This window comes from Algoriphagus sp. 10J20-15 (assembly GCF_055809615.1).
In genome coordinates this window covers 100442-125638 of record NZ_JBVVUG010000035.1, presented here as the reverse complement: position 1 = coordinate 125638, position 25197 = coordinate 100442, and the positions used below count along the sequence as shown (strand labels likewise).

Sequence of the window (25197 nt, the reverse complement as noted above, 5' to 3'; positions counted from 1 at the left end):
TGAGCTGTTGGATTAGCTAGTTTTGAAAAGCTTCATCTTTTCATCTTTTAATGGTCTTATCCATTTTTGAAAATCATTTACTAAGCCTATTAGTGCTTTTGGTTTTGGGCAGTATTGTACTGCTCCATTACTTGCTTTTCCGTGAATATAGGAGGCAGGATAAGATTCAGAATAAAAGACTTCAGGAAATGGAAGGCTTGGTTCAAAACGAAATAAAACGCTCCCAAGGACTAAGTAATCAAGTAGGAGAGCTCTCCCAAATCAAAGAAAAAACACAGGAACAGTTAGATTTAATAAAGCTTCAAGTCGAGGCAGTAAAGAAGGATTCTGAAAATTGATAGAATGCAAACCAAGCTAAAATGTATTTATTAATAGTGCGTTTGCCGTATTCTTTACTAGTCCGTATTGATTGATTTTTGATTATTCAAAATCAACCAAAAGCAAATGAAAAACTCCAGACTATTATTATTCCTTTTTCTCTCACTTTCCATCCTAGCTACTTCCTGCTCAAAAGACGACGATGATCCGGAAGTAGGGGATTGTAGTACAGTGTGTACTGGAACTATTGCAAGTGGAGAGACTGCAGGAACAGTGGCGCCTTCTATTGTGGGAAAATATACATTGACCATGCAATACGCTGCTGCCAACAGCCCTTTTCCTGATGGCACAGTTGGTGAATTTGAAGTGTATTCTGATAATAAACTTTACGCTAAGATCGGTGACAAATGTGTGACGATCAGTAACCCAATTCAAAGTGGTACTGCTGAAGTTGTATTCAAAGACAACTGCGTATTCAATCTTAAATTTGGTGTTTCAGAGAAAAATGGAGGTGGCTTAAATGAAATTAATATTGGAAGCAGTACTGAGTTTTTAGGGCAATTTCATCTATAATTATTTACGAAAAACAGGTCTGTTAACAAAAAAGGCAGGAGCTAACTCATAGCTCCTGCCTTTTTACTGTTTGTGATTTTGTCTTACCAGAAGATCGGCCCTTTTCCTAAGTACTTTTCAGCAATCGGAAGGTAGTACTCCTTCACATCTTCCAGATCATAGATTTTTGGTGACTTGGTGTATAAGTCATACTGATTGAAATCCAAAATCCATTCCTTGTACTTTGCATCTTGCGGAGCTTCAAATTGGGAGTAACTTCCGCCATTGTGCCAAGGGTAAAAAGAGTGATAGCGAACCATCACCATACCAGCTTCAGGGATCGTGTTCTCAGGATGATTTTTCAAAACTTGGTAGAAGTACTCATCATGTCCCCAAGCTAATTGGAGATTATCCAAGCCACAGCCTTTTTCATAAACTCCCAATTCAGTATTGTAGCGAGGATCTTTCATGTCAGGATTTAGCTCATTGAATTCAGGGTAAACGCAGGTATCCGGTAGTTTTGCTCCAACCACAAACACGTCTCCTACCAGCCCCCATTGCTCGTCCTGGCTCGTTCCGTCCTTATCAGACCCGAACAGATACATCACTTTGCCGAGATCGTGAATCAAACCGACCAACTGCATCCAGTCAGGACGATTGTCAGCACGTAAGGCTTCTGCAGATTGAATTAAATGCTGCACATTAGGCAAATCAAGGTCTGGATCGCTGACGTCAATGAGTGCATTGAGCTTTTCCATCGCATCCCAAAGATTCATCGGCTTGTCAAACGTTAGGTATTTTGACTTCATCCGCTGCACATAATCGTAAGTTTGATACATGCGCATTTTTCTGTAATGCTCTTTCACGGCAGCTTTGATGTCTGCCTTGTTATAATTTCTGAATTCCTTTTCTGTAGTTTCCATAGCCTTAAGCAATTGTACCTAAAATTACATAAATAATTACTGTGATTGCAATCAAAATCCAGCCCAGCATTGTGGCATGTTTCCAAGGAACAATGCTGAGTTTGCCTGAATCTACCATTACAAATGGATTTTTTACTGGAAATTGAGCAGATACCAAATGCATCACAATTAGATTGAGTATAAACTCTATTCCCCAAATATGAACGAAATGGATGTTGACTTTAAGTATCAAATCCATCAAAATGTAGAATGCTAAGCCGAAAACCAATCCTGCTTTGGCGCCAGCAGCAGATACTTTTGGGAAAAAGAATCCTGCTATAATCACGGTAGCCATCGGGATAAAGAAGATGCCATTTAGCTGTTGCAAAAGCTGATAAAGTCCTGCCGGTGCATTGGCCACAAAAGGTGCAACTAGAATAGAAACAATCGCTAAAATTGCTGAAACCCACTTTCCTATTCGGACGAGTTGACCTTCCTTAGCTGATTTCTTGATATAAACTTTAAAAATATCTAGGCTGAAAATAGTCGCTGCGCTATTCAAAGCACTATTGAACGTGCTCAAAATCGCCCCCATGATCACCGCTACAAAGAATCCTGTCATCCACGGCGGAAGCACACGCTTGACCAGCTCTGGATAGACGCTATCCTGGGAATCAAAAAGCGTATCACCGAAATAATAGAAGCCTATAATCCCAGGAAGGACAATTACAAGTGGGATCAGGATTTTCAAAATTCCTGTAAATAATAATCCCTTTTGCGCTTCTTTCAGACTCACCGCTCCTAGTGCTCGCTGCACAATGGATTGATGCATGGTCCAGAAATACAATTGATTGATGATCAGTCCGGTGAAAAGCACTTCGAAAGGAAGAATGGAATCTCTGGATCCCGGACCGATCGAAGGTTCTTTGCTGATCACATTAAACTTCTCGGGAGCATTGTTAAAGACCTTCACCAAGCCATCTATTACATTTCCATCTCCAATATCCCAAAGTGCAAAGATAGGAACAAGCAAACCAGCGATCAGCAAGCCGAAGCCATTGATGGTGTCTGTGTAAGCGACCATTTTCAATCCTCCAAAAATCGCATAAACTGCTCCGATTACTCCCACCACGACTACTGTAAGCCAAATTCCTTCTTTTTGTGTGATCCCGAGTGTTTCCGAAATCCCAAAAATTGATTCAATATTTATCGCTCCTGTATAGAGTACAATTGGAAGTAAGGTGACTACAAATGATGTGATAAGTAAAAGCGAAATCAGCGCCTGCGTCATCTTATCATACCTTTTTTCCAAAAACTCAGGAATGGTAGTCAATCCCATCCGCAGGTATTTTGGGATAAAGTACAGTGCACCGATCACCAAAGCGATGGCTGAAGTGACTTCCCAAGCGATAATGATCGCTCCGTTTTTATAGGCTGATCCATTCATTCCTACCAGGTGCTCGGTGGAAATATTGGTCAGCAACATGGAACCGGCGATGACTACGCCGGTCAAACTTCGACCACCTAGAAAATACCCGTCTTGGGTGGCAAGATTTTGCTTGCGCAGCATCCACGTGGAGTAGATAGCTACGAAGCCTGTGAATGCTAGAAAACTGAAAAGAGTAAGCAATTATTTTGGGTTGTGTGGGTTTATTGAAATTGTATTCTGGAAAAATAGGAAAATAGAACGGGTAGACAAAAGTTCCGGTGTTATCTAATGGTCAATAGCAAATTTCCCTTTTGATGAAGTTAAAGTGTCAAACACAAGGTTAGGTCTATTCTAAAAAATGATACTTACCTCATTCAGGATTCTTTGGTCCCTACAGATATTTTTGGTTTAATGAGACGGATTAATGATATTGAAGTAGGTTTCTTTGGATTAAAAACTATAGTCATAAGGAATTTCATTACTGCTTTTATCTGAAATAGTCCAATTTTTTCTTCTATCCTATGGTAGCAACACTCAAAATAGAGCAATCTCAAAGGGTTGTAAATATCGTTTTCCAAATTCTTTTAATCCTTATTCTCATCTTTGGTAATATTTCTACAATTGCTATCCCTCGAGGGATCATTGGATGGCAGATTTCCCATTTTTTCTTGATTGCTGTAGCGGATTTTTATGTAGATGACTTCCGGGAACCAAAATTAAAATACAGTCTATTGCTATATGCTGCTTTTGCAGTTTTTATCCTATTTAGTCTTTCTGAAAATGTTTTTGATAAACTCTATATTCGTTTGCATGGTGCCATCCTGATTTTAGGGAATCTATTAGGGAGGAAGATAGATAGGCCGTTTTGGAAGCATATTACGGTAGTGTATTTGCTGATCCTCTGCGTGTATGAATATCGCAACAATGAAATGACGCAGGATTTAATAACTATCAGTGCCTACTCGGTTGTTGCAATTTTGATTTTAGGTTTGGTTGAAAAACTTTCCGAGCGTCATAAGAATTTTTGGATGCTGCATTCAAGTTTATTATTTGTTTGGATTATTTATCAAGGGCCATATTACAGAGAAGCATTTGTGTTTTTAATAGGAGGTACAGCCTACGAATTGACGAAGCTTTTTATCAATGAGCTGGGATTCAATTTTGTTTTTAAAAAGGATAAAGGAAGTATGGGCTAACCTGATGACGATTGGTTTTATAGCTCTTTTGATTTCCAGTTTTAAATTCAGGATGCATTACTTTAGTGAATTCAATTAGCTGACGATAATGAAAAAAATAATGAAAACTGCTTCCTTAATTATATTGATGTTCTTGGCTTCCCTGAGCAGCTTTGCTCAAGATATCACCGGCCAGTGGAATGGAGCACTGAAAGTTCAGACTGTCCAGCTTCGGTTGGTTTTTAATATTGAAAAATCAGAAAGCGGCTATAGCGCAACCATGGACAGTCCTGATCAAGGTGCATTTGGGATTCCAGTGACCTCGACCAGTTTCGAGGATGGTAAACTGAAAATCTCGATTACCAACGCCAATATAAAGTACGAGGGAACGCTGGGTGATGACAATGTTATCGTCGGGGTTTTTACTCAGGCGGGTCAGGCTTTTCCTATGAATCTGTCCAGAGAGGAAATAGAAAAAGTAATAGCAAAAAGACCACAGGAGCCTCAAAAACCATTTCCTTACCGCTCTGAAAATGTGATTTTTGATAATAAACAGGCGGAAATATTACTGGCTGGTACACTTACGATGCCCGAGCAAGACGGGATATACCCAGCGGTGGTGCTGATCTCAGGGTCTGGTCCGCAAAATCGTGATGAAGAATTAATGGGGCATAAGCCTTTTTTGGTTTTGTCAGACTATCTGACTAGAAATGGGATTGCTGTTTTGCGCTTTGATGATCGAGGCACGGCAGCTTCCACAGGTGACTTCAGTGCTGCTACTTCTGTTGACTTTGCTACTGATGTAGCTTCGGCTGTGCAGTATTTGCAGTCAAGACCGGAGATAGACAAAAGTAAAATAGGTCTTGTCGGGCATAGTGAGGGCGGGATCATCGCGCCTATGGTGGCGGGAGATTCTGATGACATTGACTTTATCGTGTTGCTTGCGGGGACTGGAATTCGTGGAGATAAACTACTTCTTGCGCAACAAACACTGATCGGGGAAGCTGCCGGGATGAGCCCCAATCAGCTTGAAGAAAATGAGATGATCAGCAGGAAAGCTTTTGAAATCATGGTCAAAGATCAAAGCGATGAGGAACTTGAAAATGGTATCAAAGCCTACATGACTCAGGTGTTTCGCAATATCCCGGTAGAAAATGTGCCCGGAGGTATGACCGAGGCGGAGTTTGTTGCAGCTCAAGTGACCCAACTCACCAGTCCTTGGATGCAATATTTTATCAAGTATGATCCAGCTCCAGCTTTGGAAAAGGTAAGCTGTCCGGTGTTGGCGATCAATGGAGAAAAAGACCTCCAAGTCCCACCGAAGGAGAACTTGGAAGCAATCAAAGCTGCCTTAGCAAAAGGAGGAAATACGAACGTGACTACGGTGGAACTGGCCGGGCTGAATCACTTATTCCAGGAAGCTGAGACTGGCTCACCTAGCGAGTATGCTGAGATAGAGCAGACCTTCTCACCAAAGGCGCTTGAGGTGGTCACGAATTGGATCAAGGAGCAGGTGAAGTAATTAACTCCATAAATAGCTTCTGACTTATGTTGATATAGCAAAATCTTTGCTTGTCGGCGGTACCTCCTTCTTCCCCTTCAGCCCCACTTTCCACATGCCATGTACATCCACGGCGAAGGTGCCGAATTCCTCTACGACCTTGCCTCGCATTTTGTAAAATCCTTGGCCCTGAAAAGGAAAGCGCTTCAACGAAGGAGGAAAATGCACCGTGTCCAGCCAGTCTCCCTTGGGATCCAGAAAAGTCCCAAAAGCCATGTGCTCCCGGTGTATCGTTCGTACGTCTTTCGTGACTACGAGTCGACCGAGAACTTCCACATTTTTCCCTAATAACTGTGGAAGCTGCTCTGCCAGAACAGTTCCTTTGCCATCGTGAGCACAAAGACGGAACATGTCCGTAAGCGCAAAACCCAGCACATTGATCTCGTCTAGCGCGTCTTCCAGCGGGTAATCAGGAAAATCCGGTAGGGTAAAATCCATGGGAGGTTCCTTGAAAAGTGCCGGAGAATCAGGAATAGACGTGAGATGCTTTTGGGCGAAATTGGCTTTCCAAAGCAGTTTTTTCTTTCCCAAACCTGTAAACTCAAATGCCCCCACACTGATCAGAATATTCAGTTGCTCCGGACCGGCATGCGTGCGCTCGATAAAATCCTCCAAACCCAGGTAATCTCCATTGGCCTGCCTTTCTTCCAAGATCAAATCGCAGAGCTTCTTTTCCAATTGCTGTACATGGATCAAGCCTACGAAGACCTCCTCCCGAATGATGTTGGTTAGGTACTCACTACGATTGACACAGGGTGGGTTGACCTTTGCTCCGGTGCGTTTGAGTTCATGGAAATAGAATTCAGTGCTGTAAAATCCTCCAAAGTTATTGATCACCGCCACCATAAATTCCATGGGGAAATAGGTCTTCAGGTAAAGACTCTGGTAGCTTTCCACTGCAAAAGATGCTGAGTGCGCCTTGGAAAAGGAATAGCCGCCGAAAGATTCCATTTGCCTCCAAACTTCCGCTGCGACGGTGTCATCATGCCCAAGTTTGGTGCAGTTTGCAAAGTACTTTTCCTTGATCTCATTGAAGCGATTGTGCGATCTGTACTTGCCCGACATGGCCCGACGCAGAATATCCGCCTCGCCCATATCCAGTCCTGCGAAGTGATGTGCAACCTTGATCACATCTTCCTGATACACCATCACGCCGAAGGTTTCTTCCAGCAGTTCCTTCATTTTAGGATGCAGGTAGATGATCTTTTCGGGATCGTGAAATCGCTCGATGTATTGCTTCATCATCCCCGACTGCGACACGCCTGGTCGTATGATGGAACTGGCCGCTACCAGTGTGAGGTAATCGTCACATTTGAGTTTGGTGAGGAGCTGGCGCATGGCCGGACTCTCGATGTAAAAGCAGCCGATGGTGTCGGCTTTCCGGATTTGCTCGGCGACTTTGGGGTCACTCATAAACTCTTCTACCCGATGGATATCGATGTCGATTCCCCGGTTTTGCTTCACCAGTCGGATGGCTTCCTTGATATGTCCCAATCCGCGCTGACTGAGGATGTCAAGTTTGAACAGGCCGATTTTCTCTGCCAAAAACATATCGATCTGTGCCGTGCAAAAGCCCTTTGGTGGCAGTTCGTTGACCGTGTATTGATAGATAGGCTTCTCGGAAATCAGCATTCCGCCCGGGTGAATGGAAAGATGATTCGGGAAATTTTCCAGCAGCTGTCCGTATTTCAAAATCGTACGCTGGATTTTATCCTCATTCATCGGCTGATCCTTGCCTCGGACGAGTTGGTCGATTTCTTCTTTTGGCAGGCCAAAAACTTTCCCCAACTCACGGATCACGGCTCTGCGCTGAAAGGTGCTGTACATTCCCAGGAGGGAAACATGATCTTTACCGTAGCGCTTGAAAATGTAATCGATCACTTCATCCCGGTCTTTCCAGGAGAAATCTATGTCAAAATCCGGCGGGGAAGTCCGGTGTGGATTGAGAAATCGCTCGAAATACAAGTCGAGCTTGATCGGGTCCACATCGGTGATTTTCAGGCAATAAGCGATAATGGAATTTGCGCCACTTCCTCGTCCTACGTAGTAAAAGCCACGATTTTGCGCATAGCGGATCACGTCCCAGACGATCAGGAAATACGCATTGAAATTCAGGTCATTGATGATTTTCAGCTCTTTGATTACACGGGCTTTGGCTACGGGATTATTGCCATAGCGATAGTGAAAGCCTTCCATGGCGAGCTTTTCCAATAAAATACGGTCGTCTTCTCCGCTGGCACTGTAGTGCTTTTTGTTTTTGTCAGTGCTCAGCTCTGTTTTGATTTCGCACTGATCAATCAACTGTAGGGTGTTGCTGATCATGCCGGGAAAATTCCGAAAAGCACTCATCAGCGCTGCTTCCGACACGAACATTTCATCCGGGGAGGCAAAGTCCTTTTCTCCCAGTTTACTGATCAGCGTATTTTTGCCGATGGCTCGAAGCAGACGATGGATATTGAAAGCAGTCTTGTCCTTGAAAGTCACCGGATGTCGGATGATGTATTTCTTGGGAAAGGCTTCCACTTCCTGCTTTTTGACACGGTTCAGCTCGCTCGCCAATACGCCGATGAATTCATGTTCTTTTAGGTTTTGCGCAGCAAAGCTTCCAAAAGGATAAATAATCAGCACTTCTGAAAAACAGTCAGGTCGCTCAGGAAAAGCTAATTCCTGCTGTAAATGCTGAGACAAAAATCGATTGATCTCAAGAAGTCCCGCATCATTTTTCGCCAATAAGGTATAGCAGAAAACATCGGCGTTTCGGATTTCCGTTCCGACGATGGGTTTGATGTTTTTTACCCTACAGAAATCCACGAAATCCCAGCTGTCTGCCGTGCTGTTGATATTGGTGAGGCCAAGAGAGGAAAGGCCGCGCTCGGCTGCAGCATCCACGAGCTTCTCGGTGCTGAAGGTGCCGTAGCGGTAGCTGAACCAGGTTTTACAAGTAATAAACATTTTAGGCGCGGGTTAGGGTGATGGCTCGAGTGAGGCTTTTTTCGCCGTAGCGGTTTTTGATCCAGTCGATGGCTTGGTACAGGTTTACACCTTCTTCGGTGTCTTGGAAAAGGTCGATCTGCTGATTTCCCTGTACGAGATGACTGACTTTTACACCGACCAGCCGCACGAGCATTCTCCGGTCATAGAGCTTGGCAAAGAGTTCCTTGGCTCTTTCCAGCAGTACTTCATCCGAACTGGTGTACGATATAATGCATTGACGGCTGACCGTGTCGAAATTTGCATAGCGAAGCTTCACCGTGATGCAACCGCAGAGCTTGCGTTTTTGGCGAAGCTCAAAGCCGACTTTCTCCGTCATTCGCACGAGCTGGCTATTGAGAAAAGCCATGTCGATGGTGTCCGACTCAAATGTGTTTTCCGTGCCAATGCTCTTTTGCTCGGTGTATGGAATGACCGGTGATTCGTCAATTCCATTGGCTTTTCGGGAAAGGTCGATTCCCCATTTTCCCAGGAGATTTTGCATCATTCGGGGTGGGATTTCGCTGAGTAAGCGGATGTTTTCTACGCCCATTCGCTCCAATAAGGTGGAGGTTTTTTCACCTATCCCCGGCATTCTTCGAATTGGAAGTGGTGCGAGATAAGGTTTCTCTTTGCCAAAAGGAATAGTCGTCTGTCCGTTGGGTTTGGCATCATGGGTGGCAACTTTGGATACGAGTTTGTTCACTGCCAAAGCGCAGGAAATCGGTAAGCCAGACTCCTTGACGATCTTTTCGCGCAGTTCTTTGGTGAATTTTTCGCAGCCAAAAAAGCGATCCATTCCTGTCATATCGATGTAAAATTCATCGATGGAAGCCTTCTCCATCAGCGGAACCTGCTCCTGAATCACTTCCGTGACCAAGCGCGACTGCTGGCTGTAGCTGTCATGATCGCCTTTGATATAAAATGCCGAAGGGCAAAGTCTCCGCGCCAATTTCATTGGCATGGCAGAATGCACCCCAAACTTCCTGGCCTCATAACTACAAGAAGCTACCACACCACGATCGGAACTGCCTCCGATGATGACGGGTTTTCCCTTTAGCGCTTCGTTTTTCAACCGCTCCACAGACACAAAAAACGTGTCCAGATCCAAATGCACGATATGCCTTTCCATTTCTCAGATTACTTGCTATATTTGATAGTATTAGTATCATTTTATTGTCATTAATTGTATCGAATAAAAATGGGAAGTCAAAGCTTTTTCTGGGCAGGCAATCTGAAATTTCTCAGAAAGCGACGCAAATTGAGTCAGGATATGCTGGCTGAAAATCTTGGCATGACTCGCGCCAAACTGAATGCGCATGAAAATGGACATAGCAAGTCACCGGCAATCGAGGATTTGCTGCTATGTGCGGATTATTTCAGGATGAGTGTGGATACGCTATTGCGGGTGGATTTGTCCAAACTAAGTGAACTGAAGATCCGTGATCTGGAAGCTGGAAATGATGTGTTTCTGAGTGGTTCGAAAGTTCGGATTCTCGCCACCACTGTGAGCTCAAGTAATGAAGACAACATAGAACTTGTTCCGATCAAAGCCAAAGCAGGGTATTTGGGCGGTTTTGGAGATCCGGAGTATTTGAGCACACTGCCGGTTTTCAATTTGCCAAATCTGTCAAAGGATAAAAAATACCGCATGTTCCAAACCGAAGGGGATAGCATGTTGCCGATAGCAGATGGGGCTTATGTGATTGGTTCGTATTTGTCCGAGTGGAGGCTAGCCAAAGAAACTCCCTGCGTGGTGGTGACGGCAAGTGAGGGGGTCAGTTTTAAGATGTTAAGTTTTCAGGCGGAGGAGAGAAGCTTTTTGCTTCGTTCGCTAAATCCAATTTACACTCCTTATAGGGTTCCTGCAGAGGAAATCCGTGAGATATGGAAGTTTGAATATTATATGAGTGATGAGTTTCCGCAGGAGCCGCTGACGTTGCAACAAGTTGGGATTGAAATTTCGGAGATTAATAGGAAGTTGGGGTTGATGCAGAAGGGAGGAGAGCTTTGAGAGATTATTTCTCGCGACGACGCAGCGAATGAGTTAACCTTTGAGGTCTTTTTTTGACCTCGAAGGTTTCGTCTAGATGATTAATCTCCCGCTCCCGACAGCTGTACGGGAGGCGCGAAGGCAGGTTTTTTGAGGATATATTTTTTAATACAGATCGTGCCTTTGGCACTCTTTGGTTAAGATGATCATCCTAAACCCAGAATTGCATTCTGGGCTTTTACAGGCCTTGCCGTTGACAAGGGATTGGAAGTCCCAATACGCGTGATGATTGTTGGATTGAAGCTATGTGAATAGCAATAGGTCAACGTGTGTAAGCAGTATTTTATCGACTCTAGTGCGCTTTTTGTGCCAACGTTACACCAGTGATAGCCCGAATACAGCGAAGCGAAATTCGGGGTGTTAGCCCAATACGTATCCATCACGAGTCCTACGGCACGATCAGTTAAATCATATTTCAATGCATATGTTTCCTCGGCATTTAAGGTGAAATGCCAATACTGGTTTTCTGCCATTTTCAATCTGTATAAGAAAACCTGATGCAAAAACTAGGTCAAATTTCCCTAGTTTTACGGAGCATAATTGGTTGCTACTGATTCGTCCGTAGTCTTTAATTTTTATAATCCGCCTTGACTAAACCATTTTCCTCTCAATCACTCCTTATCACCGGGATTATTTTGGTTTCGATCAATTTGCGCACCTCGATAGCGTCGGTTGGACCTTTGATTCCATTTATCCGGGAGGACTTAGGCTTGTCCAATGGCTTGGCGGGATTTCTCACCACACTTCCTCTGTTGACGTTTGCTACATTTTCTCTTTTTGCTCCTAGGATAGGAAAGCGACTGGGGATGGGAAGAGCCGTGTTTTTGGGAGTTGCTATTCTTACTACCGGAGTGATCCTGCGTGTGTTGGGAGGAATAGAATTGCTGCTTTTTGGTACAGCGCTGACTGGAATAGGGATCGTGATTGCCAATGTGCTGCTGATTCCTTTGATCAAAGTCAGACTGCCGGAGAAGCTGGGCTTGATGACAGCTTTGCTGGCCACGATGATGTCGCTTTTTGCGGGAATTGCTGTAGGCATGAGTGTGCCGATTGCGGTAGACTGGAATTTCGGGTGGCGGGGATCTTTGGCATTTTGGGCGATATTCATGGTACTCGCAATGATCCTATGGATTCCACAGCTTCAGCGTCCCAAGGCAAGTCTTCACGAAGTCACTGATCCTGCAAAAAATGTATGGAGATCTAAGCTGGCTTGGCAGATTACGATTTTTATGGGTTGCCAATCTGTAATGTACTTTACCATGGTGACCTGGTCTGCCGGATATGTTGATTTCCCGGGGTTGGACTCCAGCACAAGCGGGTTTTGTTTCTTCTATGATGCAGGTGATTTCTCTACTTGGCTCTTATTTCGCTCCGAATTTCCTGATCAAACTCAGGGAGCAAAGTGGAGTCGTATTAGCTGTGGGAGTAGCCTATGTGCTAGGTTATTTAGGTTTGTTTGTGGAAAACGAGTGGGTGACTTATGCTTCGCTGGGAATCGTAGGGATTTGTATGGGATCGAGTTTGAGTATCGCTTACACACTCATTGCTTTGCGTACCGCTGAGGATCAGACCACTGCCAAGCTTTCAGCAATGGTGCAGTCTTCTGGTTATTATTTGGCAGCGTTGGGACCTTTTCTTTTTGGCGTGTCGCTGGATCTTTTTGACAACTGGAATGTGCTGATTTTCTTCTTGTTATTCTTTGCTTTAGCCTTTACCTTTTTCGGGGTACCGGCAGGAAGAGATAGCAAAATCTAATTCCAAATATTATTTCGTCCTTCATGGAATAGGGTGTAATTTTGCGCTCAAATCAAGACCCTGTTTGCTATGCAAGAATTCCTTCAAACTCTAGGCGTGTCCGAGCAATTGTTCGATTACCTGATTATGCCTTTGCTTATCTTCTGTGCAAGAGTCGGAGATGTGTCGATCAACACCCTGAGAATCATGTTTATGATGAATGGGAAAAAGAATATTGCGCCATTTTTAGGTTTTTTTGAGGCCTTGATTTGGCTTTTGGCGATTGGTCAGATTTTTCAAAACATAGATAATCCGCTGTCTTACCTGGCTTATGCGGGTGGCTTTGGTACTGGGACGTACGTGGGGATGTATTTTGAGGAGAAGTTGGCGCTTGGAAGAGTGCTTGTGCGGGTGATTACGCCGAAACCACTTCCGGATTTGATTGAGTACATGAAAGAACGTGATTTCCGCTTTACTAATGTGGGTGGCGAAGGTCGCTTTGGAAAGGTAAATCTACTTTTTACTGTAATGAAACGTGATTCTTTGAAGGAGTTTGTGGACAAAGTGCAGAGCATAGACGAAAAAGCATTCTATACTATCGAGAGCGTGAAGCGGGTATCTGAGGACGATTTAAATGTGATGGATGACAAGCCACGATTTAATATGAGTTTCTTCAGCAAAGCCCGTACTTAATGGCCAATTCCTGGTTTCAGTTTCAGCAGTTTCGGGTCAATCAGGATCGCTGTGCAATGAAAATCAGCACCGATGCTGTGATGCTTGGAGCTTTGGCAGGAGCCGAATCGCCAGTACAAATATTGGACGTAGGAACTGGCACCGGCGTGATTGCCTTGATGCTTGCGCAGCGATTTCCAGAGGCAAAAATTCAGGCTGTAGAGATAGATTCTCAGGCGGCATCTCAGGCTTTGGAGAATTTTCAGATAAATACTTTTTCGGATCGCATGCAGCTTTGGGAAGGTAGGTTTCAGGACTTCGAACCTCAGCAGAAATACGATCTGATCGTCAGCAATCCGCCTTATTTTCCTGATCATCTGAAATCATCCAATGCGCAGCGAAATATGGCTTTGCATACTGACGAACTTTCCTTTGATGACTTATTGGGAAAAGGGGCAGAACTTCTTGCTGAAGATGGGCGATTCTGGGTTATTCTTCCGCCACGACAAATGCAGGATTTTATGAAAGAAGCAGAGGGGAAAGGATTGTTTCCTGCAAGGAAATTCACACTCCAAGACAAGCCCGGAAAACGAATACAACGGGAAATTTGTGCTTTTTGCAGAAGTCAGAATGAGGTAGATGCTTCAACCATTTTTATCAAAAATGAAGATGAAACGCCTCATGAAACTTACGCTAGCTTAGTTTCAGAATTCCTGCTTGGCTTCAAGGCTTAACCTCCCGAACTTCTTCCCGGAAGCGAATTCCATGACTTTTCAGCTCAGCCAAAATCGGATTATAAATTTCCGGAAGTACAGGGACGTGGAGGCCAGTTAGGTTGATTTTTCCATCCAAAAATAAATCAACAGCAAGCGCAAGTGGTAGGCCTACTGTCTTTGCCATAGCGGTGTAGGTTGCATCTTCCCCAATGCATACCAGACTTGATCTGATCTCCTGGATGCCTTCCCCAGTTTTGATTTCGAAAAGGTGCTGCATCACAATCATGTCCTTGTCTTCCGGGTAAAGCTTCCAATTCTTTTCGAGAATAGCCTGCAAAATTGCTGCTGGAGAACCACTTAACTTTGGTAGTAAATCATTTCCGAAAAAGCCCAACCACTGAATTTTTTCCCAAGTAGGGAAATCAAAATCAGGGATCAGATTGCCTAACTTTTCTTCCACCGAAAGCGTGGGGTCGTAAGGCAGAAATGAATTTAGGAACTGTCTCAGCGTAGTATCTTCCGGTAAATTCATCTGAAAACTATCATCACACATTCCCAATTGCACGAATACATTCCAGGCTTTGCAGTAGCCATCTCTTCGCAATGTTCCTCTGAGCATGGTTCCTATATTTTCTAATCCATAGACCTTTCTGTAGCTGAGTGAATCCCTGTTTGGATAGCCATCAAAATCCCCTAATCCCGGAAATTGGATAGTTTCCAGCCGGTTGAAAAGCTGATGGTAGGGAACAAATTTCAAATCGCCTTTTTCTATGTAGCGTGAAGTGCCCTGACCTGCCAGCACCACGTTTCTGGGGTTCCATGTGAATTTGTATTTCCAGGGATTGTCTTCTGACTCCGGCGCGAGAAGTCCACCGCAATAGGATTTGAAAGAGATGATTTCATCGCCTTTTGATTTCACATAGTCAATAATCTGCATGGCTGACATGTGGTCAATTCCTGGGTCAAGGCCGCATTCGTTGAGGAAAAACAATCCCTTTGCCTCGATTTCTGATTTCATTTCACGCATTTCCTCCGACTCATAGGATGCCGAGAAAAAGTGTTTTCCAAATTCCAGACAGTCTTTTGCCACTTTAGGATGCATAAATGCGGGAAGCATGGAAATCACCAGATCTGCCTCTTTGATCAAAGACTGCCTCGCATGCGTATCTTCAATATCTAGCTGACGGGCCTCAGTATTTGGCTGATTTTTAAGCTTTTCCTGAGCAGAAGCTAGGTAGAGATCCGCCAAAATCAACTTGCGGTCTTTGGCTTGGCAGCTTTTGGCTAAGAAATCGATCAGAAAAATGGCGGATTTTCCACCTCCTAAAATCAGAATGGAATGCATTGCATGTCGGGTTATTGAATCTAAAATGGAGAATATATTTTAGGGTAAAAAATTGTAGAGAGAATATAAAAAGGAACATTTCCCTACCTTAATCGTTAGGAAAACTCCAATTTACCCAACGATGAGCAAGAAAATAAAAATAGAAGCTGAGTTTGAAGAACTGGGCTGGGATGAACTGACTATCGAAGAGCAACAGCTGATGACGCGGGCGAGAAAAGTGTCAAAAAAGGCTTATGCGCCCTATTCTGACTTTCATGTAGGTGCGGCTGTGCGACTTGAGTCTGGAGAGATTCTTCAGTCCAGCAATCAGGAAAATGTGAGTTTCCCTGTTGGCGTTTGTGCCGAGCGATTGGTGCTTGGGTATGCTGGAGCCAATTTCCCTGATCTGGCGGTTAAGCAAATCGCCATTGTAGCGAGAAGAAAAGGCGAGGAGATTTGGGCTGGAGTTTCGCCTTGTGGGCTTTGCCGGCAGACGATCAATGAAATGGAAATGAGATTTAATCGGCCAATCAACATCCTAATCCAGAATCCTGATGGAAGTGTACTTCGCTTCCTGGAATTCAGACGCTTTTGCCTTTTAAGTTTGACGATTTGAATGCTTAGTATTTTGAAGAAAAGTATCAATTTTCAGTATCAAGCGCATTACTCGGTCACGCATGAGCCTACTTTCGAAGAGAAGGAAATCTGGCTGGTGCTGCACGGCTATGGGCAATTAGCAGAGTATTTTATTCGAAAATTTCAGGGCTTTGATTCTTCAGATCGACTGTTTATCGCACCCGAAGCCACTAATTATGGATACCTCACTGGCTTTGCTGGAAGAGTTGGAGCCAATTGGATGACTAAGCATGAGCGGGAAATAGCCATTCAAAACAACCATAATTACCTAGACCTTTTGATGGAGAATTTGCTTTCGCAGTTTAAAGAAAGACCAACAATCAATGTGCTGGGATTCTCCCAAGGAGCTGCTACCGCTACGCGCTGGGCGAGCCGCTGGGCAGGTCAAGTAGAGCAATTAGTGCTGTGGGCAGGGGGATTTGCTGAAGATTTGATTTTGGAAGATGCCCGTAAGAAATTTTTCCAAGACTAGACTGACGCCCCGCTAGTTCTTGGGGATCAGGATGAATTTATTACTTCGGAAAGTATTGAAAAACAGGAGGGTTTGATCAAAAGTTTGGGCAAGGAGGTGAAAAAGCTGTCTTTTGCCGGAGGCCACGAGATTGATATTGAAATGCTTTCAAAAATTCTTGATTCAAGTAATTAAATCCCATTATATTGGCGCTTCAATTGCTTAATTAATACTATAATTTGATCACAATTCGACTTTCACTATTTTTCTGAAAATTTTGTAAACCATCAATGCTTTCGCTTACTGAAAAGGAGATAGACCTTATCTCAACCCAATTACTCAAAGGAATGATCTGTTTCTATCAGATCGACAAGAAAAGAATTCATCAGATGCCAGATGATGAGGATTATTACAACTATGATCTGACTGAGGCTGAAGAGGATGTACTGGATGAAATCGAAGAAAACCCGGACAATTATGCCGAGTTTACCCAGATGGAGCCAGCTCAGGAGCATCAGATGATGCAGGATTTTATTGACCGTCGAGTCAAAGAGAAAAATCTAGCGGATGATTTGGTGAGCTCACTGACCAAACCAAAGGCAAATACCGCTTTCAAGTTTTTGATCGATGATTCCAAGTACAAATCCGAATGGATAGAATTCCGAAAGGAAAAGTACTACGACTGGATCAAAGAGCAAGTTGATAGTTTCAACTACACCGAAGATTAAGACATTTATAGCCGTTCAATTTTGGGCGGCTATTTTTTTATAACTCCACTGAGTGAGATTTCGCCAATATTTCATATTTTAATTGGATGCAAAAGTTGCCTGATTTTTTAATACGGAATACCCTTAAGCCAGGAGACCTTGGACAGGTGGCGGCATTACATGGCAAAGTCTATTCAGAAGAGCATGATCTCGGGCTAGGTTTCGAAGCTTATGTCATGGAGAGTTTGCTTGAATTCTATCGCGCCTACAATCTAAAAAGGGATAAAGTCTGGGTTGTAGAAAGTGAAGGTAAGCTGGTCGGCTTTGTATTACTGATGCACCGCCCTGCAAATAGAGCTCAGTTGCGGTATTTTATCCTCGCAAAAGAATTTCGAGGTTTTGGTATCGGAAGCAAGCTCATGAAAGAATGGATGGAGTTCTATCTTGACAAGAACTACGATGCTGCCTATTTGTATACCACAGCTGGATTAGATGCAGCAGCAATCTTATATGAAAGGATGGGCTTCCGCAAAATAAGCGAGATGAAGTCTAGGAATTTTGGTTTGCCTCTGTTGGAGCAGTATTATGAGTTAGTTACTCATCCGAAAAAGTAAAGAATGTAAGTGGTAAGAAGTTCGGAAATTTCTTACCACTTTTAATTCTTACCGAATGCTCTTAATCACTTGTAAAGTTTCTTTGATTTTATTCTCCAAGAGATCGTATTGCTGATTTTTGATCCAGTCTTTTTTGAATAGTTGGGAGCCCATTCCCACGCAGTATACTCCAGCATCAAACCATTCTTTTAAGTTTTCCTGTGTTGGTTCTACTCCGCCAGTTGGCATGATATGCAACTCAGGGTAAACAGACTTGGCTGCAGCTACAAATGCCGATCCCACCACATTTCCTGGGAATGCTTTTACTAAAGTTGCTCCAAGTTTTTTTGCTTGAAAAATCTCTGACATGGTCGCACATCCCGGGACCCAAAAGACATCCTTAGAATTGCAGAAAACCGCCAGTTCTGGGATTAAAGCAGGAGAAACGATGAAATCTGCTCCAGCTTCGATAAATGCATTTGCATCTTCGGTAGTAAAAATGGTGCCTATACCCATGACCATATCTGGATATTTGCCTGCATATGCATAAAGCTCCCTGAAAACCTCTAGCGAGTTTGTTGCCCTATTGGTGAATTCAAAAACCCGAATACCTGCTTTATAGGAAGCATCAAGAACGCCTTTTGCTACTTCTATATCTACATGATTGAATACAGGAATCATCCCTGTTTCGCTCATAGCTTTTAACATTTCACTGTTTGAAAATCTCATCTTATAATTATCGTAAAAGTTTACCTACATTTTTTCCTTCCACCAATTGGCTCACTTCATCTACAGAGACGAAATTGGCATCACCTGGGATAGAGTGTTTTAGCACCGAAGCCGCAACTGCAAAATCAAGTGCATTTTGATCGTCGAAATGCAATAGTCCATAGATCAATCCAGCCATATATGCATCTCCACCTCCGATTCTATCCACGATATGTGTCATTTCGTAGGTTTTGGACTCTAGCATGGTTTCACCATTCCAAAGAACTCCGTTCAGATCATTGGCCGATGCGCTGATGGAATCACGATGTGTGGTGGAAACATATTTAAGTGATGGGCACATGGTTTTGGCTTTTTCACACGCTTGCAAATAGTCTGTGTCTGTGATTCCCATGCAGTTTTCGAAGTCGGTCAGACCCGCGATGATCAGATGCGATGGTTTGATCAATTCTGGCATGATATCCATAGGGCCTTTGCCATATTGCCATAGATTTCTTCGGTAATTGATGTCCGCGCTGATTTTTAACACCGAGTCTGGAGGCCGCGTTTACGGCAGCTTTGCAAAGATCAGCGGCAGATTGGGATACGGCAGGAGTTATTCCAGTCCAATGGAACCAATCTGCGCCCTCAAATATCTTTTCCCAGGTGAAGTCATCTGGATTTAAATTGGAAAAGGCGGAATCAAAACGATCGTATATTATTTTGGAAGAACGTTGCATAGCTCCATTTTCCACAAAATAAATACCCATCCGACCTTCATTGAATTGGATGAGGGAGGTATCTACTCCTGCAAATTGCAACGTGTTAGTAGCAGCCTTGCCGACAGCTCGTTGGTGGGGAATACAGTCACATGAGCTGCAGATTCCCCCCAGTTTGCCTAGTGAGATGGCTACATTCGCCTCGGCACCGCCATAAATGAGGTCATAAGATCTTGGTATTGATGAATCTCTCGTAACCCGGTGTAGAAAGGCGGAGCATGATTTCGCCAAGCGTGATAATTCTATGAGGCATTTGTGAGCTGGGTTTAAAGGATGATGAGTTTCCGAAAAATTGTGGAGGCAAATTATGTTCTAATTGCCAATTAATTATAGGACAATAATAAATGTCAAAAATTGGTTTACCAATTTTTTCTCTTCAATTTTTTGTAAGGAATAGAATAACATCAAGGATTGGTTGGTCAGTGATGTTTCGTATAAAGAGTGATTTCTTTGAGTTTTACCGTGCCCCTTCAGAATATTTTTTTAATTTTGCCCCAATTTGGACTTAAGCAAAACTTTCTCTTCAATCTCCCTCTCTAATGCCTAAAGATAGCAGCATCAAGCACGTTCTCATCATTGGTTCAGGTCCCATCGTTATTGGTCAAGCTTGCGAATTTGATTACGCAGGCTCCCAAGCATCCAGATGCTTCTTCCGTGAAGAAGGTATCACTGTGACGCTGATCAATTCCAATCCTGCAACGATCATGACCGATCCGGTCACAGCAGATAATGTGTATTTGCTCCCTTTGGAAAAGAAATCCATCGTACAAATCCTCAAAGATCATCCAGACATCGATGCCGTCCTTCCTACCATGGGTGGACAGACCGCGTTGAACCTTGCAATAGATTGCGACAAAGGTGGCGTGTGGGATAAATATGGTGTCAAAATGATCGGCGTTGATATCGATGCGATTGATACTGCCGAGAACCGTGAAAAATTCAAAGCGCTGATGGAAAAAATCGGCGTGGGCGTATGTAAAGGTTCCACAGCTACATCTTTTCTTCAGGGAAAAGAAATCGCACAAGAAATTGGTTTCCCATTGATCATTAGAGCTTCCTACACCTTAGGTGGAGCAGGTGGTGCATTTGTGGAAACTGCAGAAGAATTTGAACAAGCGCTTTCTGCAGGTTTGCAGGCATCTCCAGTTCACGAAGTATTTGAGGATTCGAGCAGAGTATTCTCGGATGGAAAGAATACGAGCTGGAAGTAATGCGTGACAACATCGGTAACATGATCGTGATCTGTTCTATTGAGAACTTTGATCCTATGGGTGTGCATACAGGTGATTCTATCACAGTGGCGCCTGCGATGACCTTACCTGATACCACGTTTCAGCGCATGAGAAACTATGCGATCACGATGATGAATAGCATCGGGAATTTTGCAGGTGGCTGTAACGTACAGTTCGCTGTAAGCCCTGATAACTCTGAAATTATCGGTATCGAGATCAACCCTCGAGTTTCCCGCTCTTCAGCTTTAGCTTCTAAAGCGACTGGATACCCAATCGCGAAAGTAGCTGCTAAACTGGCTATAGGATATAATTTGGATGAGTTGAAAAACTCTATTACCGGAACAACTTCAGCATTTTTTGAGCCTTCCATAGATTACGTAATTGTAAAAGTTCCTCGCTGGAACTTTGATAAATTCAAAGGTGCCGATCGAAGATTAGGTCTATCGATGAAGTCGGTAGGTGAGGTAATGGGGAATCGGAAGAAACTACACAGGAAGCCCTACAGAAAGCATGTCAGTCACTAGAGATCAAGAGAAATGGTCTTGGAGCTGATGGCAAAGAGCTGCGCAATCAGGATGAGATTTTATATTCTTTGGCTAACCCAAGCTGGAATAGACTTTTCCCATGTCTACGATGCATTCAAACTTGGGATCTCGTTCAGAACTATCCATGATTTGACAAAAATCGATAAGTGGTTCTTGAAGCAAATCGAAGAATTGATTCACTTGGAAAGAGAGATTGAAAAATTCAAATTGGATACTATTCCGATGGAATTGATGGATCTCGCTAAGCGAAAAGGGTATGCGGATCGTCAAATCGCACACTTGCTTGACTGCTTGGAAAGCGAAGTTTTTGACAAGCGCTACACAGAAATGGGTATCAAGCGAGTTTATAAGTTGGTTGATACTTGCTCGGCTGAATTCGAAGCAAAGACTCCATATTATTATTCTTCATTCGGTACTGAAAATGAGTCAGTAAAATCCGATCGTAAAAAAGTAGTGGTTCTTGGGTCTGGTCCAAACCGAGTAGGTCAAGGAATCGAGTTTGATTATTCTTGTGTACACGGAGTTTTGGCAGCCAAAGAATGTGGCTACGAGACCATCATGATCAACTGTAACCCAGAGACAGTTTCGACTGACTTTGACATTGCAGATAAACTATACTTCGAGCCAGTTTTCTGGGAGCATATCTACGAAATCATCCTACACGAGCAGCCTGAAGGTGTGATCGTTCAGTTGGGTGGTCAGACAGCTTTGAAGCTTGCTGAGAAGATGGAGAAATACGGTATCAAAATCATCGGTACTAGCTTTGAAGCGTTGGATTTGGCCGAAGATAGAGGAAGATTCTCCAGCTTATTGAAAGATCTAGACGTTCCTTATCCTGAATTTGGAACTGTTCATAATACAGATGAAGCGCTTGAGCTTTGTAAGACGATTGGTTTCCCTCTTTTGGTTCGCCCAAGCTACGTGCTAGGTGGACAGGGTATGAAGATCGTGATCAACGAAAAAGAACTTGAGCAGCATGTGGTGGATGTCTCGCAGACATATTCCTAACAATGAAATTTTGCTTGATCACTTCCTAGAAGGAGCTATTGAAGCAGAAGCTGATGCGATTTGTGATGGTGAAAATGTGTACATCATAGGTATCATGCAGCACATCGAGCCTGCTGGAATTCACTCTGGTGATTCCTACGCTGTGCTTCCTCCATACAACTTGGGAGATTTGGTGATTCGTCAGATCGAAACGTATACTGAGAAAATTGCCCTTGCACTGAAAACTGTAGGCTTGATCAACATCCAGTTTGCAATCAAAAATGACAAGGTTTATATTATCGAAGCAAATCCAAGAGCTTCCCGTACGGTACCATTTATTTGCAAGGCTTACAGAGAACCTTATGTAAACTATGCCGTAAAGGTGATGTTGGGAGAGAAAAAAGTGACTGACTTTGAATTCAAGCCTTACAAAAAAGGTTATGCTATCAAGGAGCCAGTTTTCTCTTTCCATAAATTCCCGAAAGTAAATAAAGAATTGGGGCCTGAAATGAAATCAACCGGTGAAGCGATTTACTTTATCGACGACCTGATGGATGATTATTTCTTGAAAATCTACGCAGAGAGAAATCTCTATTTGAGTAGATAATTAGAGCTGAAGTCATAATTCTAAAAGCTGAATAGGGAACATTAAATTGAATAAAGAATAAAATATTAACCTATTGTGTGGAAATTTCTTGTAATAGTACTCGGAGTTGGTTGGCTACTCGGCCAACTAATCCGATATTTTCTTCGAAGTAAACTAGCGAAATTTGCGCAACATGTGAATGAAGTCGCTAAAGAGGCAGAACGAGAACAAAGAAAAAGTACTCAGACTTCTAAGGACGGGATTCATGTGGATGTTATTCCGAAAAAATATGCTGAAAAAAGGCAAAAAGATATCAAGGGCGGAGAATACGTCGATTATGAAGAAGTGAAGGAGTAATCCTTCACTTTTTTTTATTAAAGCATCCTACACCAGAACACTTTAAAACCACTTTGGGTTTTGGTTCCAATCAAAAAGTCCTCTCCCCCATCTTTTACACCAAGTTTCTTTTTCAATACTTCAGAACCGATGGCGTAATTTCGAGTTATCACATTCACCTTTCCAGATGGAAACACCTTTTTGATTTCAGCTTTCTTAGTCTGGACTTCCTGAATTACTTTGAATACTCTTGCAGGGATTTCCGTAGGAACTTCAAATGAAGTGTACAGATGACTATTTGGCTCCAGTTTGCTCAATCCAAATCGCTCTCCGAAAGTTTTAAATGCCCCAGCCTTTAAAATTCCTGAAAATGGCTCAATCAGGTAGTTCTCAACGTCTCCAAATACGGAATTGCTCCTTTCTTCTTTGCTTGGCTCAAATGTAAAACTTGTTTCTTTAGCACTTAAATCAATTGCTTCTATTGTAAAAGTAGATTCTACGCCTTCTTTATTCCAGTGTAAAAGCAATTCCTTCACTTCATTTTTTACAGAGATTACCTGAACCTTTTGAATGTCTGGAATCTCAGAGACTGCTTGTGAAATATCAAGCATAGGAGATACTTTCAGTAGGATAGCATCCGCTTTACTTTTCATCATCTCCCAAGAACTGACCACGTCAGGCTCGCAATCCTGGAGCTTGTAGAGCTTCTGATTACCTTTGCCTCTTCGTGCTGGATCGGCATAGATCAGATCAAAATGCATATCTGTCTTTGCTAAAAATGCTAAACCGTCGCCTTTTATGACGTCAAATTTCTTTGGCGCTAATACTTCTAGGTTTAGCTCGGCTATTTCTGCGAGTTCCTCCTGCTGCTCACAATAAATAGCTTTTTCGAAGGCTTTACTTAAATAGTAACTATCCACACCAAAACCACCAGTGAGGTCAATCATTAGTTGACCTGACCTTTCTCTGGATTTTAATTCTGCAGTTTGTTCCGATGAGCTTTGCTCCAAAGAAATGGAAGCAGGAAAAATCACTTGAGGATTAGATGCCCAAGAAGGAAGTTTCTTGGCTGCTTTTTGTCGTGCAGAGATTTGTTGCACTGCAGCTTTTAAATCGAAATCAGTTTTGCCCTGATATCTAAAAAGCAAAAGTGCAGGATCTTCCGTAAGATGATCCTGCACAAATTGTTGGAAGTCGGCCCGATGATATTGGGTCAAATCCATTAAATCAGGCCGTTTGCGAGCGCGTATTCTGCGATTTGCACGGCGTTGGTTGCAGCGCCTTTTCGGAGGTTGTCAGCTACAATCCACATATTTAGAGTATTAGCCTGAGACTCATCTCTTCTCAAGCGGCCTACGAATACCTCGTCTTTTTTATGCGCTGTGATCGGCATTGGATAGATGAAGTTTGCTGGATCGTCCTGTACGATTACCCCAGGAGCTGCAGCCAGCAATTCACGGACTTCCGCCAGGTCAAAGTCTTCTTTGAATTCCACGTTAACTGCTTCAGAGTGTCCACCCATAGTTGGGATTCTCACTGTGGTGGCAGTTACTTGGATTGTGTCGTCGCTGAAGATTTTCTTAGTTTCCTTGATCATTTTCATTTCTTCCTTCGTGTAGCCATTTTCTTGGAACACATCGATGTGAGGAAGTACATTCATGTCAATTTTGTGAGGATAGACCATGTCTGCCTTTTCTCCTGCACGCTCTGCCATCATCTGATCTACCGCTGCTTTGCCCGTACCGGTCACCGACTGGTAAGTAGACACTACGATTCTTTTGATGCCGTAGCGGCTATGCAAAGGTTCCAGAGCTAATACCATTTGAATGGTAGAGCAATTTGGATTTGCGATGATCTTATCTTCTTTGGTCAATTCCTTGGCATTGATCTCAGGAACGATCAGTTTTTTGGTCGGATCCATTCTCCAAGCTGAAGAATTATCGATGACAATAGTACCTACCTCAGCGAATTTTGGAGCCCACTCTGTAGAAGTGCTTCCGCCTGCTGAAAATATAGCCACTTCAGGTTTCAATGAAACGGCTTCTGCAAGCCCGATTACAGTGTAAGGTTTACCCTTATAGTCGATCTGTTTACCTACTGATCGCTCGCTGGCGACTAATAGAAGTTCGTCAAAAGGGAAGTTGTGCTCTGCTAGCACCTCAAGGATTTCTGAGCCTACCAAGCCGGTAGCTCCTACCACTGCTAATTTCATCTCTTTAAAAGTAGTTGTTGAA

The 25197-nt window shown here is 43.2% G+C and carries 23 protein-coding genes and 3 pseudogenes; 15 read left to right on the top strand and 11 right to left on the bottom strand.

Annotation, left to right across the window (positions count from 1 at the left end):
• Positions 1-50: 50 nt before the first annotated feature.
• Both AC0L6R_RS14430 and AC0L6R_RS14425 read left to right on the top strand, forming a co-directional pair.
• The gene (locus AC0L6R_RS14430; protein WP_283412366.1) at positions 51-338 is read left to right on the top strand and encodes a hypothetical protein; all 288 of its coding nucleotides are present in this window, start codon (positions 51-53) and stop codon (positions 336-338) included.
• Positions 339-444: 106 nt separating this feature from the next.
• The gene (locus tag AC0L6R_RS14425; RefSeq protein WP_473271842.1) at positions 445-891 is read left to right on the top strand and encodes a hypothetical protein; all 447 of its coding nucleotides are present in this window, start codon (positions 445-447) and stop codon (positions 889-891) included.
• A gap of 83 nt (positions 892-974) precedes the next feature.
• Here the strand turns inward: AC0L6R_RS14425 and AC0L6R_RS14420 are convergent, their stop codons facing one another.
• The gene (locus AC0L6R_RS14420) at positions 975-1793 is read right to left on the bottom strand and encodes an inositol oxygenase family protein (protein WP_473271841.1); all 819 of its coding nucleotides are present in this window, start codon (positions 1791-1793) and stop codon (positions 975-977) included.
• Between the two features lie 4 nt (positions 1794-1797).
• The gene (locus AC0L6R_RS14415; protein WP_283412369.1) at positions 1798-3402 is read right to left on the bottom strand and encodes a solute:sodium symporter family transporter; all 1605 of its coding nucleotides are present in this window, start codon (positions 3400-3402) and stop codon (positions 1798-1800) included.
• A 320-nt stretch (positions 3403-3722) separates the two neighbouring features.
• Between AC0L6R_RS14415 and AC0L6R_RS14410 the strand changes: the two genes are divergently transcribed.
• Both AC0L6R_RS14410 and AC0L6R_RS14405 read left to right on the top strand, forming a co-directional pair.
• Entirely contained in the window at positions 3723-4397 is a 675-nt protein-coding gene (locus AC0L6R_RS14410; RefSeq protein WP_283412370.1) for a hypothetical protein, read from the top strand.
• An 88-nt stretch (positions 4398-4485) separates the two neighbouring features.
• Positions 4486-5898 carry an alpha/beta hydrolase family protein gene (locus AC0L6R_RS14405; protein WP_473271840.1) on the top strand — a complete coding sequence of 471 codons (1413 nt, stop codon included), beginning with the start codon at positions 4486-4488 and terminating at the stop codon, positions 5896-5898.
• A gap of 24 nt (positions 5899-5922) precedes the next feature.
• Here the strand turns inward: AC0L6R_RS14405 and AC0L6R_RS14400 are convergent, their stop codons facing one another.
• Positions 5923-8889, bottom strand: a complete 2967-nt coding sequence (locus AC0L6R_RS14400; protein ID WP_473271839.1) for a DNA polymerase III subunit alpha — start codon at positions 8887-8889, stop codon at positions 5923-5925.
• A 1-nt stretch (position 8890) separates the two neighbouring features.
• On the bottom strand, positions 8891-10039 hold the full coding sequence (dinB, locus tag AC0L6R_RS14395; protein WP_283412373.1) for a DNA polymerase IV: 1149 nt from the start codon (positions 10037-10039) through the stop codon (positions 8891-8893).
• A gap of 69 nt (positions 10040-10108) precedes the next feature.
• Here dinB and AC0L6R_RS14390 point away from each other — a divergent pair, with 69 nt between their 5' ends.
• Positions 10109-10921 (top strand): XRE family transcriptional regulator, encoded by an 813-nt coding sequence (locus AC0L6R_RS14390; RefSeq protein WP_283412374.1) that lies wholly within the window; start codon positions 10109-10111, stop codon positions 10919-10921.
• Positions 10922-11106: 185 nt separating this feature from the next.
• Here the strand turns inward: AC0L6R_RS14390 and AC0L6R_RS14385 are convergent, their stop codons facing one another.
• Positions 11107-11433, bottom strand: coding sequence for a hypothetical protein (locus AC0L6R_RS14385; RefSeq protein WP_473271838.1), 327 nt, complete (start codon positions 11431-11433; stop codon positions 11107-11109).
• Positions 11434-11547: 114 nt separating this feature from the next.
• Here AC0L6R_RS14385 and AC0L6R_RS14380 point away from each other — a divergent pair.
• The 4 genes and pseudogenes from AC0L6R_RS14380 to AC0L6R_RS14365 form a co-directional block, all read left to right on the top strand.
• Positions 11548-12228, top strand: a pseudogene (locus tag AC0L6R_RS14380) (MFS transporter); the annotation flags it as partial.
• A 13-nt stretch (positions 12229-12241) separates the two neighbouring features.
• Positions 12242-12715, top strand: coding sequence for an MFS transporter (locus AC0L6R_RS14375; RefSeq protein ID WP_473271837.1), 474 nt, complete (start codon positions 12242-12244; stop codon positions 12713-12715).
• Positions 12716-12784: 69 nt separating this feature from the next.
• Positions 12785-13387 carry a DUF2179 domain-containing protein gene (locus tag AC0L6R_RS14370; RefSeq protein WP_473271836.1) on the top strand — a complete coding sequence of 201 codons (603 nt, stop codon included), beginning with the start codon at positions 12785-12787 and terminating at the stop codon, positions 13385-13387.
• Positions 13387-14100: a tRNA1(Val) (adenine(37)-N6)-methyltransferase gene (locus AC0L6R_RS14365; protein ID WP_473271835.1), complete on the top strand. Its 714-nt coding sequence runs from the start codon at positions 13387-13389 to the stop codon at positions 14098-14100. The genes AC0L6R_RS14370 and AC0L6R_RS14365 overlap by 1 nt, the downstream gene beginning before the upstream one ends.
• On the opposite strand, the gene AC0L6R_RS14360 is transcribed toward AC0L6R_RS14365, so the two are convergent.
• Positions 14090-15427 carry a saccharopine dehydrogenase family protein gene (locus tag AC0L6R_RS14360; RefSeq protein ID WP_473271834.1) on the bottom strand — a complete coding sequence of 446 codons (1338 nt, stop codon included), beginning with the start codon at positions 15425-15427 and terminating at the stop codon, positions 14090-14092. The two genes, AC0L6R_RS14365 and AC0L6R_RS14360, sit on opposite strands and share 11 nt — an antisense overlap.
• A gap of 121 nt (positions 15428-15548) precedes the next feature.
• Between AC0L6R_RS14360 and AC0L6R_RS14355 the strand changes: the two genes are divergently transcribed.
• The 4 genes from AC0L6R_RS14355 to AC0L6R_RS14340 all read left to right on the top strand — a co-directional run bounded on the left by AC0L6R_RS14355 (position 15549) and on the right by AC0L6R_RS14340 (position 17814).
• The gene (locus AC0L6R_RS14355) at positions 15549-16022 is read left to right on the top strand and encodes a cytidine deaminase (RefSeq protein WP_473271833.1); all 474 of its coding nucleotides are present in this window, start codon (positions 15549-15551) and stop codon (positions 16020-16022) included.
• Complete coding sequence (locus AC0L6R_RS14350) at positions 16023-16514, top strand: alpha/beta hydrolase (RefSeq protein WP_473271832.1); 492 nt, start codon at positions 16023-16025, stop codon at positions 16512-16514.
• Positions 16515-16783: 269 nt separating this feature from the next.
• A complete protein-coding gene (locus AC0L6R_RS14345) occupies positions 16784-17221 on the top strand; it encodes a UPF0158 family protein (protein WP_283412381.1) in 438 nt (145 codons plus the stop codon).
• 86 nt (positions 17222-17307) lie between these two features.
• Complete coding sequence (locus AC0L6R_RS14340; protein ID WP_473271831.1) at positions 17308-17814, top strand: GNAT family N-acetyltransferase; 507 nt, start codon at positions 17308-17310, stop codon at positions 17812-17814.
• 48 nt (positions 17815-17862) lie between these two features.
• On the opposite strand, the gene AC0L6R_RS14335 is transcribed toward AC0L6R_RS14340, so the two are convergent.
• From AC0L6R_RS14335 to AC0L6R_RS14325, 3 genes and pseudogenes are all read right to left on the bottom strand, one after another.
• Positions 17863-18522, bottom strand: coding sequence for a bifunctional 4-hydroxy-2-oxoglutarate aldolase/2-dehydro-3-deoxy-phosphogluconate aldolase (locus AC0L6R_RS14335; protein WP_283412383.1), 660 nt, complete (start codon positions 18520-18522; stop codon positions 17863-17865).
• 7 nt (positions 18523-18529) lie between these two features.
• Positions 18530-19048: a PfkB family carbohydrate kinase gene (locus tag AC0L6R_RS14330; RefSeq protein WP_473271830.1), complete on the bottom strand. Its 519-nt coding sequence runs from the start codon at positions 19046-19048 to the stop codon at positions 18530-18532.
• A gap of 58 nt (positions 19049-19106) precedes the next feature.
• Positions 19107-19508: pseudogene (locus AC0L6R_RS14325) on the bottom strand (PfkB family carbohydrate kinase); the annotation flags it as partial.
• Between the two features lie 308 nt (positions 19509-19816).
• On the opposite strand from AC0L6R_RS14325, the pseudogene carB reads away from it, so the two are divergent.
• Positions 19817-22648 (top strand): annotated as a pseudogene (gene carB, locus AC0L6R_RS14320) (carbamoyl-phosphate synthase large subunit).
• A gap of 75 nt (positions 22649-22723) precedes the next feature.
• Entirely contained in the window at positions 22724-22984 is a 261-nt protein-coding gene (locus AC0L6R_RS14315; protein WP_283412386.1) for a DUF4834 family protein, read from the top strand.
• Positions 22985-23001: 17 nt separating this feature from the next.
• Here the strand turns inward: AC0L6R_RS14315 and AC0L6R_RS14310 are convergent, their stop codons facing one another.
• Both AC0L6R_RS14310 and AC0L6R_RS14305 read right to left on the bottom strand, forming a co-directional pair.
• Entirely contained in the window at positions 23002-24186 is a 1185-nt protein-coding gene (locus AC0L6R_RS14310) for a class I SAM-dependent methyltransferase (RefSeq protein ID WP_473271829.1), read from the bottom strand.
• The gene (locus AC0L6R_RS14305; protein WP_473271991.1) at positions 24186-25175 is read right to left on the bottom strand and encodes an aspartate-semialdehyde dehydrogenase; all 990 of its coding nucleotides are present in this window, start codon (positions 25173-25175) and stop codon (positions 24186-24188) included. Before AC0L6R_RS14305 ends, AC0L6R_RS14310 begins: the two co-directional genes overlap by 1 nt.
• Positions 25176-25197: the final 22 nt, after the last annotated feature.